Consider the following 12,927-nt stretch of genomic DNA (forward strand, 5'->3'; position numbering starts at 1 on the left):
TCATGGCTCAAACTATCCTCGTCACCGGCGTCGCCGGCTTTATCGGGTCGAGCGTGTCGCGCCGCCTGTTCGAACGCGGCGACAAGGTCGTCGGCATCGACAGCCTCAACGATTATTATTCGGTCCAGCTGAAGCGCGATCGCCTCGCGGAACTGGAGCGCCTGGGCGGCGCCGACTTCACTTTCATCCAGGTCGATTTCAGCGATCATGCCGCGCTCGAAGCGGCCTTGGCCGGCGTCAAGTTCGACCGCATCGTCCATCTCGGCGCGCAGGCCGGCGTGCGCTATTCGATCGATAACCCGCGCGCTTATGTGCAAGCCAATCTGGTCGGGCATCTCAACATGCTCGAAATCGCGCGCCACCGCGGCACCGCGCACATGGTCTATGCCTCGTCGTCGTCGGTCTATGGCGGCAACAAGCAGATGCCGTTCAGCGTCGACGACCGCGTCGATCATCCGCTCTCGCTCTACGCCGCGACCAAGAAGGCCGATGAGCTGATGAGCGAGACGTACTCCCATCTCTATCGCCTGCCGCTGACAGGTTTGCGCTTCTTCACCGTCTATGGCCCATGGGGCCGGCCGGACATGGCGATGTGGCTGTTCACCAAGGCGATCTTCGCGGGCACGCCGATCAAGGTGTTCAACAACGGCAACATGCAGCGCGACTTCACCTATATCGATGACATCGTCACCGGCGTGGTCGCCTGTCTCGACAATGCGCCGACCGACAACAATGCCACCAAGGCCGGCGGCAGCGTCTCGCCGCATGCGGTGTACAATATCGGCAACCATCGCAGCGAAGAGCTGGGCCATATGATCGAACTGATCGAGCAGGCCTGCGGGCGCGAGGCGATCAAGCAGTATGAGCCGCTGCAGGATGGCGACGTGCCGGCGACCTATGCCGATATCGCCGCGATCCAGACCGATCTCGGTTTCGAGCCCAAAACCACGATCGACGTCGGCGTGCCGCGCTTCGTCAATTGGTATCGCGATTACCACAAGATCTGACGGCGGCGCCGGTCACCGGCAGCGCGGATATGAAAACGGCACGATGGTCGCCCATCGTGCCGTTTTGCTTTGGCGATAACGCCGTTGTTCAGCCGTTAGGCTGCCGCGGCCTTGGCATTGGCCTTGCTCTCGGCCATCACGGTCAGCTTCTCGTCGGTGGCCTTTTCCTCGGCCAGCGTCTCGGCGAACAGTCCGGCCGCTTCGCTATGACCGAGCTCCTTGGCCCAGGCGATCAGCGTGCCGTAGCGCGTGATCTCGTAATGCTCGACCGCCTGGGCCGCCGCGATCAACGCCGCGTCGAGCACCGCCTTGTCGGAAACCTCGCCGGCAATCTCGTTGGTTTCCTTGATGATCCCGTCGATCGCCGGGCAGGTCACGGCCTTGGCCTTCTGGTCGAGCGACGCGAACACGCGCTCGAGCCGCGCGATCTGGCCTTCGGTTTCCTTGAGATGCGTCTCGAAGCCCTTCTTGAGCGCCGGCGACGTCGCCTTGTCGATCATCTTGGGCAATGCCTTCATGATCTGATGCTCGGCATAATAGATGTCCTGCACGGTATGCAGGAACAGGTCGTCGAGGGTGGCGATGTCTTTGCTGAACAAACCCATGATCATTCTCCTTGCTGAAATTGGACGAGAAAGGTGGCTGTCAGTCGTCGGCGGTGCCAGGTTCGGCCATCTTGCGATGCTGCTCGGCCAGGATCGCGTTGGGCGTGACGTTCGCCACGGCCGATTGGATCTTGTTCTTGAGCCCCGAAACGACGCTCGCCTTGCCCGACATCAACGCCTCCCAGCCATTCTTGGCGGTGTCGGCAGGATCTTCCTTGTTCGGATCGGTGCCGACATCGGTATCCATCATGTCGCCGCGCTCGAAGAAGTCGGTGTCTGTCGGCCCGGGCATCAGATTGGTCAGCGTGACCCCGTCCGCATCCTTGATCTCGTTCTGCAGCGCCGCGACGAAGCTGTCGACGAACGCCTTGGAGCCATTATAGACTGCCTGGAACGCGCCCGGGATATAGCCGGCGATCGATCCGGTGACGAGCACCTTGCCGTCGTTGCGCGACACCATCGTGGGCAGCACTTTCTGCAGCAGATAGGCGGTACCGACGATATTGGTGTCGACGACATGCTTCCACGCGGCCGGATCCTGCTCGAGGAAGGCGCGACCCAGGCCATGCCCGGCATTGGCGCAGAGCAGATCGATCTGGCGGCCGCCGGCGGCTTCCAGCAAGCGATCTACACCCTCGAAGGTCGACAGGTCGACATCTAGCGTCTCGGCATTGGCAACGGTGTCGGTAAACGGCGTGTCGGCGGCGAGCAGCAGCTCATAGCCGTCGGCGGCGGCGAGCTTGGCGAGTTCCGCGCCGATGCCGGCGGATGCGCCGGTGATGATGGCGAATTTGGCCATGGGAAGATCCTTCTTGGCTCCCCTCCCTGGAAGGGAGGGGTAGGGGGTAAATTGGTATGGGGTGGTCACAACGCTCAACTAGAGCAACCGCCCCCGGGCCCCTCCCTTTCAGGGAGGGGAGGTTTGCGTCAGCGCCCGAGACCAGGTTTCAGCACGACCTTGGTCACATTGTTCTGGTCGTTCTTGAACATGTCATAGGCCTTGGGCGCATCCTCCAGGTCCATGCGGTGCGAGATCAGGAAGGTGGTATCGATCTTATCTTCCATGATCGCGTTGAGCAGCGCCGGCATGTAGTGCTGCACATGCGTCTGCCCGGTCTTGAGCGTCAGCCCCTTTTCCATGAACGCGCCCAAGGGGAACTTGTCGACGAACCCACCATAAACGGCGGGCATCGACACGCGGCCGCCCTTGCGGCAGGCGATGATCGCCTGCCGGATCGAATGGATCCGGTCCGTGCCAAGGAACGTCGAGGCCTTGATCTGGTCGATCACGTTATCGACGAAAAGGCCGTGCGCTTCGAGCCCGACCGCATCGATCACCGCATCCGGGCCGATCCCGCCGGTCATTTCCATCAGCGCCTCATAGACCGCGCTTTCCTCGAAATTGATCGTCTCCGCGCCGAACTTGCGCGCCAGTTCGAGCCGCTTGGGGAAGTGGTCGATGGCAATCACGCGCTCGGCGCCCATCAGGAAGGCCGATTGCACCGCGAACAGCCCGACCGGCCCGCAACCCCAGACGGCGACGGTATCGCCGGGTTCGATCTGGGCATATTCCGCCGCCTGCCAGCCGGTCGGCAGGATGTCCGACAGGAACAGCACCTTGTCGTCCTCGACGCCGTCGGGAATGACGATCGGGCCGACATCGCTGAACGGCACGCGGACATATTCGGCCTGGCCGCCGGCATAGCCGCCGGTCATGTGGCTATAGCCGAACAGGCCCGACATCGGCTGGCCGTAGATGGTCTGCGCGATATCCTGGTTGTCGGCGGGCAGGCCGTTGTCGCAGGCCGAATATTGGTGCTTGCCGCAATGATAGCAGCTGCCGCACGCGATGGTGAACGGTACGACGACGCGCTGGCCCTTTTTGAGCGTCGATTTGGCGCCCACCTCGACCACTTCGCCCATGAATTCATGGCCGAGAATGTCGCCGGCCTGCATCGTCGGGATATAGTGATCGTAGAGATGGAGATCGGAGCCGCAGATCGCGGTCGAGGTGACCTTGATGATGCAATCGCGCGGGTTGATGATTTGAGGATCGGGCACCGTATCCATGCGGACGTCGTGCTTGCCGTGCCATGCCAATGCGCGCATCAGTTACGCTCCTCGTCGAGTTGTTCGTGGGTGAACGCCGCGGTGGCGATTTCACCCGTTTCCATCAGCTGCTTGAAGCGCCGCAAATCGCGTCGCGCCTGGATCGCCGGTTCGCGCTGGAACAGCTTGGCGATGACCTTGCCGACCACCCCCATCGGCGGATCGTACATGATCGTCGCGGTGACGACGGTGCCACGCGCACCGGCATCGCGGAAATCGATCCGCCCGCTATTGGGCACATCGGCACCTTCTTCCGACGCCCAGGCGATGAAGCTGTTCTCGGCTTCTTCCGTCACGACTGCGTTCCATTCGACGGTCTTGCCTGCCGGCGCCTTGACCACCCAATGCGAGCGCTTGGCATCGAGCGTCTCGATCGAAACGACGTTTTCCATGAACGATGCGAGGTTCGAAAAGTCGCGCCAATAGGCATAGAGCTCGGCGACGGGGCGGTTGATCGTCACGGCGCGACCGACGAGACTGTCGCCGGTCGGTTCGATCAGGGTCTGGCCGGCCTGCTCGGCGGCATGCTTGTCCTTCGACGCCGTGAGCGGTGCGTCGTCGCTGGTAGCAAATTCGTTGGCCATGGGATCCTCCGGTCTTGCTGGTCGGCCGCTCAAGCAAATGGCGGCGTCTTAAGTTCCGGGTTGTTTCACGCGCGAAACCAAAGAGTTCCGAGAAGTGTGCGATCGATTAGTGCCGCTCTGTTCCCCGGCGGAGGCCGGGGAACGGCTAAGCAGCAAGCTAGCCGCGCCACTCCCGCATCGCCGCATCATACGTATCGGCCAGTTGATCGCGCTCGTTTTCCAGCGCCGATTGCTCCTCGCGCTGCTCCCGCACCAGCGCCTCTCGCTCGGTCTGCAATGCGGCGATACGCGCATCGATCTCCTGTCGCGCCTTATCGTGTCGCTTGGCGGTCGCGCCGATCGCCGCATCGGCATCGTCCAGCGCGCTTCGATCCGGTCGCGGCTTGGGTTTAGGCTTAGGCGCGGGTTTCGGCGCGGCCTTTGCCTTGCGCCTGGCCGGCGCTTCCTCAACCTCCGCCGCCACCGCCCGGCGCGGCGGGTCCGGGGGCAGCGCGGCGATCTGCTCCGCCGCCGTGCCGCGCGATCGTTTGATCACCACGCCGGGTTCGGCCAGCGGCGCTGCCATCAAGGCCGGATCGGTGACCAGCTCGGCCGCCCCCCGCGCGAACAGGTCCTTGGCGCTACCCCAGGCGCGCAGCGCCGCTTTCTTGCTCGGCGCGGCGACATAGGCGTCGTGGAAGCCGATTGGCGTGCGATACACTTTCAGGGTCGGCATGGCGCTTACAATCCTTGGCCGCCGCGCGTTGTTCCGGCGCCGACCCGCCCCATATCCAGCGCATGACCGCCGCTCAGTTCGATATGTTTGCCGGTGCTCCGGCGCTGCCGGCTGGGCTCAGCTGTGCCGATGACGTGCTGAGCGAAAGCGAGGAAAGCGCGCTGCTAGCGCAGTTCGCTACCGTCGCGGTCACGCCGTTCAAGTTCCAGGGCTGGCTCGGCAAGCGCGAGACCGCCTCGTTCGGTTGGCGCTACGATTTCGAGGATGCCAGCTTCGGCCCGACCGAAGCGATCCCCGACTATCTGCTGCCGTTACGCGCCCGCGCCGCTGCCTTTGCCGATGTGCCCGAGGACGATCTCGTCCAGGCCATGGTCACGCGCTACGATCCCGGCGCGGGGATCGGCTGGCACCGCGATCGCCCGGTGTTCGACCATGTCATCGGCATCTCGCTCGCCAATGCCGCGACGTTGCGCCTGCGCCGCCGCACGCCCGACGGGTTCGAGCGCGCGCATCTGCCGTTGCCGCGCCGCTCGATCTACCGGCTGAGCGGCGCGGTGCGGCACGCTTGGGAGCACAGCATCGCCGCGATGGACGTGCCGCGCTGGTCGATCACTTTCCGCACGCTGTCGGACAAGGGGCTCAAGGCGTTCGAGCGGCGGCTAGCCGGGCCAGATCGTCCGGCCGGTTGATGTTGGGGATATCGCCCGCGGCGTCGATCGCGGCCGCACCGATCAGCGCGCCCCAGCCGCGGACGGATCGATCGCTGTAGCCGGCGAGATGCTGCGCCAGCGGCGCGGCCAGCGCCACCGGCCACCAGCCGACGATCGGCATCTGCCGCACATAGCAGGCGCTGCTCATGGCGATGAGCGCGTCGAGCAACGCCAGCGGCATCGCCGGCGTGTCGCAGCCAATGGTGAGGACCGCGCCATAGTTATTGGCTTTCGCATAGTGCAGCGCGCCGCATAGCCCGCCCAAAGGGCCAAGTCTGGCCGCGGGCAGATCGGCGATCGTAGTTAGATCGTCAGGCGCTGCCTGCCGGCCGCACACCACGACATCGTCGCATTTGCTGCGCAATATAATCGCAGCATGGTCGATCAACGTGCGCCCTTCCAGTACCGCCAAAGCCTTATCGCTACCAAAACGTCGCGCCTCGCCGCCGGCCAAGATCGCGCCGAGCAGCGTCATCGATCGCGCCCGGACGGGCCCGGTCGGCGATCGACCGTGACTTCTATTCTATCCTTCCCCGGCGAAGGCCGGGGCCCAGTCGCGAAACAGAAGTTCATCGAGCGCACCGCCCAGTTACCAAAACCTTCGCAACTGGGCCCCGGCCTTCGCCGGGGAAGCGCAAAGCAAGAGCGGCATGCATCTGCATCATTCGCCCGCCACCTTTAGCATCGCATCCGCCCGCGCCAGCATGATCAGCCGCACGCCTGCCTCCCGCGCCCGCGCGATCGCCAGGTCGGTCGCGGCGGAGATCGTCACCAGCAACGGGCAATCCGCCAGCGCCGCTTTCTCGACCAGTTCGTACGAGCAGCGCGACGACAGCAAGGCAAAGCCGCCATCCCAGCCGCGCCCGTCCCGCGCCATCGCGCCGATCAATTTGTCGAACGCATTATGCCGCCCGACATCCTCACGCACGATCAGCACCTCGCCTTGGGCCGAACACAAAGCCGCGGCATGCACTGCGCCGGTCGCGCGGTTGAGCGGCTGGTGCGCCCGCAAGCCGGCCAGCGCGCGAAACACCGCCGCGTCATCTGCCGCGCTTACCGACGATATGCGGGGCAGGGGGCGCAGCGCCTGTTGCAGATTCTCGATCCCGCACAGCCCGCACGACGATTCCGACACGCGGTGCCGCACCCGCTCCAGCAGCCGATCGCTGCACGCCGCTGCCAGCGTCACGCGCACCACCTCGCCAGTGGCTGCCGCATGTACGTCGACATCGAGGATCGACGTCGCGCTCTCCGCCAGCCGTTCGCTCAAGGCAAAGCCGGTGACGAAATCGCGCAAATCGGCCGGCGTCGCCATCATTACGGCATAGCCAATGCCGTTGAACTCGATCGCGATCGGGCGCTCCACCGCAATCTCGCGATCCAGCGCGACCGCCGCGCCATCAGGCGTCACGCGCGCAAAGGGAAACGGCAGGGAAATCATCCCTGCCGTTCTACAGCATCCGCCGCCTACGCCAACTCGCTCACCGCACCCGGCTCATGAATTGGGCAGCCATTGAACTTCGCGCGATAGCCGGCGGAAAATTCATACGGCTCTTTCCGCGCCCGGTTCACGCCGCCGAGGGGCTGGTGCGCCGCCAGTCCGTGCCATGGGGAGAATGACAGCGCGTCCTCGGTCTTTTCGCTCGCGCCATTTTGCCACGCGGCTTGCGGTTCGGCGGTCAGAGTCGCCACGGTGCGGAACGGGCTTTCCTTTTCATCCCACAACACGCTGGGGTCCTCGATCGGCATCGTCTCGAGATCGGTGCAGAGCTGGACTTGCAACTCCCACACGCCGCCCTGTTCGATCAGCAGCTCGTTGACCGCCTCTCGGATCGCGTCCGGGCGGCCGCTGGCGTTGACCGTCTCGTCGGCGAATTCCTTGATGCCGGAGACGGGCTTCAACGCGAATTTCGCGATATAATAGCCATAGCGGAACGGCGTCTGTGCGTAATAGGTGGCGCCGAGCGGATGCACCGGCTTGGCGCCGCCGAGCGTGGTCAGCAGCGCGGATTGCCCACCAACGGCTTCCAGCGTTGCTTCGGCGGCGCGCAGCACGGAGGACAACAGCTTCTTCGCGCCCTCCGCTTTGTCGGTGGTCTTGGCGAGCAGTTTGAGATTGCCCAGAAACGCCTTGGGATTGGGCGCGGCGAAGGTCGGCCCGTTGACCATCACGAAATCCTGCGTGCTGCCGGCAGTGCCCGGCAAGCGCTCGCCCGGCACGCCCATGATCTTCAGCGCGGCCCCGCGCGGCAGCGAGATCGCGTCGTCGAGGATATCGCCGGCATTGGTCGACAGTCGCAATACCGCGTCATACGTCCCGGCCTGCGCGAACAATCCCTGCGCCAGCTCGGGCGGCAAGCCCTCCGCAATGGTCAGCGTGGCGCGCGCGATGCCGTGGCCCTTGGCGTGCACCGATCGCACGGCATGGCCGTAATCCGCCGATGTCGTGTCGAGGATGATCTTGAACTGATCCTCCAGCCCCCGGATCGTCTCGGCCTCGTCCGGCTCGGCATGTTCGACGGACGGGGAGAAGCGCACGGGAGACGACATAGCAAATTCCTCACATTGGAATTTGGTGATGAACCAATTGGTTGCCGTGCCGTTCCGCCAAGCGCAGGGTTCAACGCGCACGAACCCGATGTCGCGTAGGAAGATCATGGCCAAGCAGCATTCCGACAAGCCCGAGATCACGCCGTTCATGGGCCCGGCGGGGGGCTGGGGTTCGGTCCGCTCGCTGGCCGAAATCTTCCCGCGCGAACGTATCCCGCCCGAAGCGCTCAAGGAATTGGCGCGGCAGAACAAGCCCGACGGTTTCCAGTGCGTTAGCTGCGCCTGGCCCAAGCCGGCCGATCACCACCCGGCGGAATTCTGCGAGGAAGGGGCCAAGGCCACGGCCTGGGAATTAACCACCTATCGCACCACCCCGGAATTTTTCGCGCAGCACACGCTGACCGAGCTGCGCAGCTGGAAGGATTACGATCTCGAACAGCATGGCCGGCTGACCCACCCGTTGCGCTACGACGCGGCAACCGACAAATATGTCGCCTGCGCGTGGGACGAGGCGTTCGCCGAGATCGGCGCTACCTTACGCCCGCTCGATCCCAAGTCCGTCGTCTTCTATTCCTCCGGCCGCACCAGCCTGGAGGCGTCGTACATGTACGGGCTGATGGCGCGCATGTACGGCAACCAGAACCTGCCCGACAGCTCCAACATGTGCCACGAATCCACCTCGGTCGGCCTCAAGGCGGCGATCGGCGTCCCCGTCGGCACGACGCGGCTCGAGGATTTCGAGCATTGCGACGCGATCCTGTTCTTCGGCCAGAATGTCGGCTCGAACGCGCCGCGCATGCTCCACGATCTGCGCAGTGCGCGCAAACGCGGCGTCGAGATTATCACCTTCAACCCGCTGAAAGAGCGCGGGCTCGAACGCTTTACCGATCCGCAGAACCCGATCGAGATGGCCACGCTCGGCGAGACGCAGATCTCCACGCAATATCACCAGGTGAAGGCCGGCGGCGATATCGCGGCGATGATGGGCATCGCCAAATTCCTGGTCGAATGGCACGACGCGGCGATCCTCGCCGGTAAGCCCGCCGTGCTTGATACCGCGTTCATCGAGGCGCACACCCACGGCTTCGAGGATTTCGTCGCCGCAGTGCGGGCGGCGGATTGGAACGCGATCGTGCATGAGGCTGGCTTGGCCAAGGCCGAACTGGAACAATCCGCGCGCATCTATGCCAAGGCCAAGGCAGTGATGGCGATCTACGGCATGGGCCTGACGCAGCATGTGAAGGGCGTCGAAAACGTCCGCATGGTCGTCAATTTGCTCCTGTTGCGCGGCAATATCGGCAAGCCCGGCGCCGGCCCCACCCCGGTGCGCGGCCACAGCAACGTACAGGGCCAGCGTACCGTCGGCATTACCGAGAAGACCGAACTCGTGCCCGTGGAGAAGCTCGAAGCGCAGTATGGCTTCAGCGCGCCGCGCGAAAAGGGCCTCGATACGGTCGAGAGCTGCCGCGGCGTGATCGATGGCTCGGTCAAGGCGTTCGTCGCGCTTGGCGGCAATTTCCTCCGTGCCGTGCCCGAGACGGGGCCGATGGAAGCCGCCTGGACCAAGCTCGATCTCTCCGTGCAGATCGCCACCAAGCTCAACCGCAACCACCTGTTCCCCGGCACGGTCACCTATCTGCTGCCGTGCCTCGGCCGGATCGAAACCGACGTGCAGGCCAGCGGCCCGCAGGTCGTCACGGTCGAGGATTCGACCAGCTGTATCCATGCCTCGCGCGGCAAGGCCACGCCGGCCAGCGAGCATCTGCTATCCGAACCGGCGATCGTCGGCGCGCTGGCCAAGCAGATCGTGCCGCCCAACCCGAACGTCGATTGGGATGCCTGGGTGGCGGATTATTCCACGATCCGCGATGCGATCGAGCAAACCTATCCGCTCGTCTTCCCCGATTATAATGCGCGGCTGTTCCAGCCAGGCGGCTTCTGGAAGGGCAACAAGGCGAGCGAACGGATCTGGCAGACGGAAAGCGGCAAGGCCGAGTTCCTCACCCCCACCGGCCTGTCCGCCACCGGCTTCGCCGACGCCGCCGGCCGCTTCCGCCTGATGACATTGCGCTCGAACGATCAGTTCAACACCACCATCTACGGCTATCACGATCGCTTTCGCGGCGTGAAGGGCACGCGCGACGTGCTGTTCATGCACGAAGCGGACATCGCCGCCGCGGGCTTGAAGGAAAATCAGATCGTTGCGCTGGAAAGCGACGCCGGGGATGGCATCGTCCGGCGGCGCGACGGCCTGATCGTCACGCCCTACAGCATCCCGCGCGGCTGCCTCGGCGCTTATTATCCCGAGTGCAACGTGCTCATGCCGGTCGAGCATTTCGCCGAAGAAAGTCACGTGCCGGCGGCGAAATCGGTGCCGGTCAAGATCGTCGCCTAGTATTGCGTCACCCCAGCGAAAGCTGGGGTATCAAGGGGGAGCGCACGGCACCGCCCGATAAGACCCCGGCTTTCGCTGGGGTGGCGCAGGCAAGCGAACGGAGACCGACGATGGACATCAAACGCACCGGCTACGCCCCCTCCGCCAACGGCTCGGCAGACTATTTCACTGGCACGGTCCGGATCGACGCGCCGTTCAGCGGCAGCGGCACTTTGAGCGGTGCGACGGTAACCTTCGAGCCTGGCGCGCGCACCGCATGGCACACCCACCCGCGCGGCCAGACCTTGCTTGTCGTCTCCGGCCTGGGTCGCGTCCAGCGTGACGGCGGCAGGATCGAAGAGATCCGCCCCGGCGACGTGATCTGGTTCGCGCCAGGCGAAAAGCATTGGCACGGCGCGGCGCCCGACTGCGCGATGAGCCATATCGCCATTGCCGAAATGCAGGACGGCAAGGCGGTCGAATGGCTGGAGCAGGTCAGTGACGCGGACTATAACGCCTAGCCCGTCAGGCCGCGCGCAAGCTCAGCGGGTCGGGAGCGCAATATCCCAACGAATACAGTGCGATGATAGTCAATCGCAATAGGCACATTCACTCGCACACGACGTTGTCCTGTATTAAACCTAGCAAAATTCGGCCGTCCACGGCCCGTCATCAAGGAACGATATTGCCATGAGCGATAGCGGAGAATTCGAAATGTCCCGTCGCGGCCTATTGGGTGCTGGCGCCGCATCGGTCGCGGTGACCGCCGTGCCGGCCGGCGCGGCGCCGGGCGGCAAGCCCGCGCAACCGAGCACTGCCAAGCTCGCCTTCGAGGTCAACGGCAAGCGGCGCACGCTGCAGGTCGATACGCGCACCACCTTGCTCGATGCGCTGCGCGAGAACCTGCAGCTCACCGGCACCAAGAAAGGCTGTGATCATGGCCAGTGCGGCGCTTGCACCGTGCTGGTCGACGGCATCCGGATCAATTCCTGCCTCAGCCTCGCGGTGATGCACGAGGGCGACAAGATCACCACGATCGAGGGCCTGGGCCAGCCCGATAACCTGCATCCAATGCAGGCTGCCTTCATCAAACATGACGGCTATCAATGCGGCTATTGCACGCCGGGCCAGATCTGTTCCGCGGTCGCCGTGCTCGGCGAGATCAAGGCCGGCATACCGAGCCATGTCACTGCCGATATCACTGCCCGCCCGACCGCCTCGAATGACGAGATGCGCGAGCGGATGAGCGGCAATATCTGCCGCTGTGGCGCCTATTCGAACATCCTCGAAGCGATGACCGACGTCGCGGAGAAAGTCGCATGAAGCCGTTCACCTATCAGCGCGTCAAAACGCCCGCCGAGGCGGCGTCCGCCGCAGTGCGCACGCCGAACGCGAAGTTCATCGCCGGCGGCACCAACCTGCTCGATCTGATGAAGTTGCAGATCGAGGTGCCGGCGCATCTGATCGACGTCAACGCGCTGAAGCTCGACAAGATCGAGGACCTGCCGGACGGCGGCCTGCGCGTCGGCGCTTTGGTCACCAACACCAATCTCGCCTCGGACACCCGCGTGCGCCGCGATTATGGCGTGCTCAGCCGCGCGATCGTCGCCGGCGCCAGCGGCCAGCTGCGCAACAAGGCGACCACCGCCGGCAATCTGCTGCAACGCACGCGCTGCCCCTATTTCTACGACACCAACCAGCCGTGCAACAAGCGCCAGCCCGGCACCGGCTGTTCGGCGATCGGCGGCTATAGCCGCCAGCTCGCCGTGATCGGTACCAGCGATGCGTGTATCGCCACCTATCCCGGCGACATGGCGGTGGCGCTGCGCCTGCTCGATGCGACCGTCCAGACGATCAATCCCGAGGGCGTCGCGCGGACCATCCCGATCGCCGATTTCCACCGCCTGCCCGGCGCCACGCCGCACATCGATACGGTGCTGCAGCGTGGCGAGCTGATCACCGCGGTGTCGCTGCCCAAGCCGCTCGGCGGCACCCATCTGTATCACAAGGTCCGTGACCGCGCGTCTTACGCCTTCGCTCTGGTCTCGGTCGCGGCCGTGGTGCAGCCTGATGGCACCGGTCGCGTCGCCATCGGCGGCATCGCGCCGAAGCCGTGGCGCGTCGAAGCGGCCGAGGCGGAGCTGCCGCGCGGCGCCAAGGCGGTCACCGCCAAATTGCTCGCCGACGCGCGCCCGACCGACGATAATGCATTCAAGGTGACCCTGGTCGAGCGTACGCTCGGCGCGGTGCTCGCCGAAGCGAAGGGGTAACCC

At 64.7% G+C, this 12,927-nt stretch carries 14 protein-coding genes; 6 read left to right on the forward strand and 8 right to left on the reverse strand.

Going from position 1 to position 12,927, the window contains the following annotated elements; genetic code table 11:
• The first annotated feature begins 2 nt into the window (after positions 1-2).
• Positions 3-1,007: an SDR family NAD(P)-dependent oxidoreductase gene (locus U1739_RS09680; protein ID WP_332707217.1), complete on the forward strand. Its 1,005-nt coding sequence runs from the start codon at positions 3-5 to the stop codon at positions 1,005-1,007.
• Positions 1,008-1,102: 95 nt separating this feature from the next.
• Here U1739_RS09680 and U1739_RS09685 read toward each other — a convergent pair whose 3' ends face one another.
• The 5 genes from U1739_RS09685 to U1739_RS09705 all read right to left on the reverse strand — a co-directional run bounded on the left by U1739_RS09685 (position 1,103) and on the right by U1739_RS09705 (position 5,020).
• Positions 1,103-1,612 (reverse strand): YciE/YciF ferroxidase family protein, encoded by a 510-nt coding sequence (locus U1739_RS09685; RefSeq protein WP_332707220.1) that lies wholly within the window; start codon positions 1,610-1,612, stop codon positions 1,103-1,105.
• Between the two features lie 40 nt (positions 1,613-1,652).
• Positions 1,653-2,411 carry an SDR family NAD(P)-dependent oxidoreductase gene (locus U1739_RS09690; RefSeq protein WP_332707223.1) on the reverse strand — a complete coding sequence of 253 codons (759 nt, stop codon included), beginning with the start codon at positions 2,409-2,411 and terminating at the stop codon, positions 1,653-1,655.
• Between the two features lie 128 nt (positions 2,412-2,539).
• Positions 2,540-3,721 carry a zinc-dependent alcohol dehydrogenase gene (locus tag U1739_RS09695; RefSeq protein ID WP_332707226.1) on the reverse strand — a complete coding sequence of 394 codons (1,182 nt, stop codon included), beginning with the start codon at positions 3,719-3,721 and terminating at the stop codon, positions 2,540-2,542.
• Positions 3,721-4,305 (reverse strand): SRPBCC family protein, encoded by a 585-nt coding sequence (locus tag U1739_RS09700; protein WP_332707229.1) that lies wholly within the window; start codon positions 4,303-4,305, stop codon positions 3,721-3,723. The genes U1739_RS09695 and U1739_RS09700 overlap by 1 nt, the downstream gene beginning before the upstream one ends.
• A gap of 157 nt (positions 4,306-4,462) precedes the next feature.
• Entirely contained in the window at positions 4,463-5,020 is a 558-nt protein-coding gene (locus tag U1739_RS09705; protein ID WP_332707232.1) for a hypothetical protein, read from the reverse strand.
• A 62-nt stretch (positions 5,021-5,082) separates the two neighbouring features.
• On the opposite strand from U1739_RS09705, the gene U1739_RS09710 reads away from it, so the two are divergent.
• A complete protein-coding gene (locus U1739_RS09710) occupies positions 5,083-5,709 on the forward strand; it encodes an alpha-ketoglutarate-dependent dioxygenase AlkB (protein ID WP_332707235.1) in 627 nt (208 codons plus the stop codon).
• Here U1739_RS09710 and mobA read toward each other — a convergent pair.
• From mobA to U1739_RS09725, 3 genes are all read right to left on the reverse strand, one after another.
• Complete coding sequence (mobA, locus tag U1739_RS09715; RefSeq protein WP_332707238.1) at positions 5,660-6,205, reverse strand: molybdenum cofactor guanylyltransferase; 546 nt, start codon at positions 6,203-6,205, stop codon at positions 5,660-5,662. The genes U1739_RS09710 and mobA overlap by 50 nt on opposite strands.
• A 186-nt stretch (positions 6,206-6,391) precedes the next feature.
• Entirely contained in the window at positions 6,392-7,171 is a 780-nt protein-coding gene (fdhD, locus tag U1739_RS09720) for a formate dehydrogenase accessory sulfurtransferase FdhD (RefSeq protein ID WP_332707241.1), read from the reverse strand.
• 26 nt (positions 7,172-7,197) lie between these two features.
• A complete protein-coding gene (locus U1739_RS09725) occupies positions 7,198-8,280 on the reverse strand; it encodes a catalase family protein (protein WP_332707244.1) in 1,083 nt (360 codons plus the stop codon).
• A 106-nt stretch (positions 8,281-8,386) separates the two neighbouring features.
• On the opposite strand from U1739_RS09725, the gene U1739_RS09730 reads away from it, so the two are divergent.
• From U1739_RS09730 to U1739_RS09745, 4 genes are all read left to right on the forward strand, one after another.
• Positions 8,387-10,675 carry an FdhF/YdeP family oxidoreductase gene (locus U1739_RS09730; protein ID WP_332707954.1) on the forward strand — a complete coding sequence of 763 codons (2,289 nt, stop codon included), beginning with the start codon at positions 8,387-8,389 and terminating at the stop codon, positions 10,673-10,675.
• 110 nt (positions 10,676-10,785) lie between these two features.
• Positions 10,786-11,175, forward strand: coding sequence for a (R)-mandelonitrile lyase (locus U1739_RS09735; RefSeq protein ID WP_332707247.1), 390 nt, complete (start codon positions 10,786-10,788; stop codon positions 11,173-11,175).
• A gap of 169 nt (positions 11,176-11,344) precedes the next feature.
• The gene (gene paoA, locus U1739_RS09740) at positions 11,345-11,977 is read left to right on the forward strand and encodes an aldehyde dehydrogenase iron-sulfur subunit PaoA (protein ID WP_332707250.1); all 633 of its coding nucleotides are present in this window, start codon (positions 11,345-11,347) and stop codon (positions 11,975-11,977) included.
• A complete protein-coding gene (locus U1739_RS09745) occupies positions 11,974-12,924 on the forward strand; it encodes an FAD binding domain-containing protein (protein WP_332707253.1) in 951 nt (316 codons plus the stop codon). Before paoA ends, U1739_RS09745 begins: the two co-directional genes overlap by 4 nt.
• Positions 12,925-12,927: the final 3 nt, after the last annotated feature.

The sequence above is a fragment of the Parasphingomonas puruogangriensis genome (assembly GCF_036663635.1).
GTDB lineage: Bacteria > Pseudomonadota > Alphaproteobacteria > Sphingomonadales > Sphingomonadaceae > Sphingomonas.

Coding starts and splice junctions, on each gene's coding strand:
- U1739_RS09680 (WP_332707217.1), top strand. CDS start 3: ATGGCTCAAACTATCCTCGTCACCGGCGTCGCCGGCTTTATCGGGTCG.
- U1739_RS09685 (WP_332707220.1), bottom strand. CDS start 1,612: ATGGGTTTGTTCAGCAAAGACATCGCCACCCTCGACGACCTGTTCCTG.
- U1739_RS09690 (WP_332707223.1), bottom strand. CDS start 2,411: ATGGCCAAATTCGCCATCATCACCGGCGCATCCGCCGGCATCGGCGCG.
- U1739_RS09695 (WP_332707226.1), bottom strand. CDS start 3,721: ATGCGCGCATTGGCATGGCACGGCAAGCACGACGTCCGCATGGATACG.
- U1739_RS09700 (WP_332707229.1), bottom strand. CDS start 4,305: ATGGCCAACGAATTTGCTACCAGCGACGACGCACCGCTCACGGCGTCG.
- U1739_RS09705 (WP_332707232.1), bottom strand. CDS start 5,020: ATGCCGACCCTGAAAGTGTATCGCACGCCAATCGGCTTCCACGACGCC.
- U1739_RS09710 (WP_332707235.1), top strand. CDS start 5,083: ATGACCGCCGCTCAGTTCGATATGTTTGCCGGTGCTCCGGCGCTGCCG.
- mobA (WP_332707238.1), bottom strand. CDS start 6,205: ATGACGCTGCTCGGCGCGATCTTGGCCGGCGGCGAGGCGCGACGTTTT.
- fdhD (WP_332707241.1), bottom strand. CDS start 7,171: ATGATTTCCCTGCCGTTTCCCTTTGCGCGCGTGACGCCTGATGGCGCG.
- U1739_RS09725 (WP_332707244.1), bottom strand. CDS start 8,280: ATGTCGTCTCCCGTGCGCTTCTCCCCGTCCGTCGAACATGCCGAGCCG.
- U1739_RS09730 (WP_332707954.1), top strand. CDS start 8,387: ATGGCCAAGCAGCATTCCGACAAGCCCGAGATCACGCCGTTCATGGGC.
- U1739_RS09735 (WP_332707247.1), top strand. CDS start 10,786: ATGGACATCAAACGCACCGGCTACGCCCCCTCCGCCAACGGCTCGGCA.
- paoA (WP_332707250.1), top strand. CDS start 11,345: ATGAGCGATAGCGGAGAATTCGAAATGTCCCGTCGCGGCCTATTGGGT.
- U1739_RS09745 (WP_332707253.1), top strand. CDS start 11,974: ATGAAGCCGTTCACCTATCAGCGCGTCAAAACGCCCGCCGAGGCGGCG.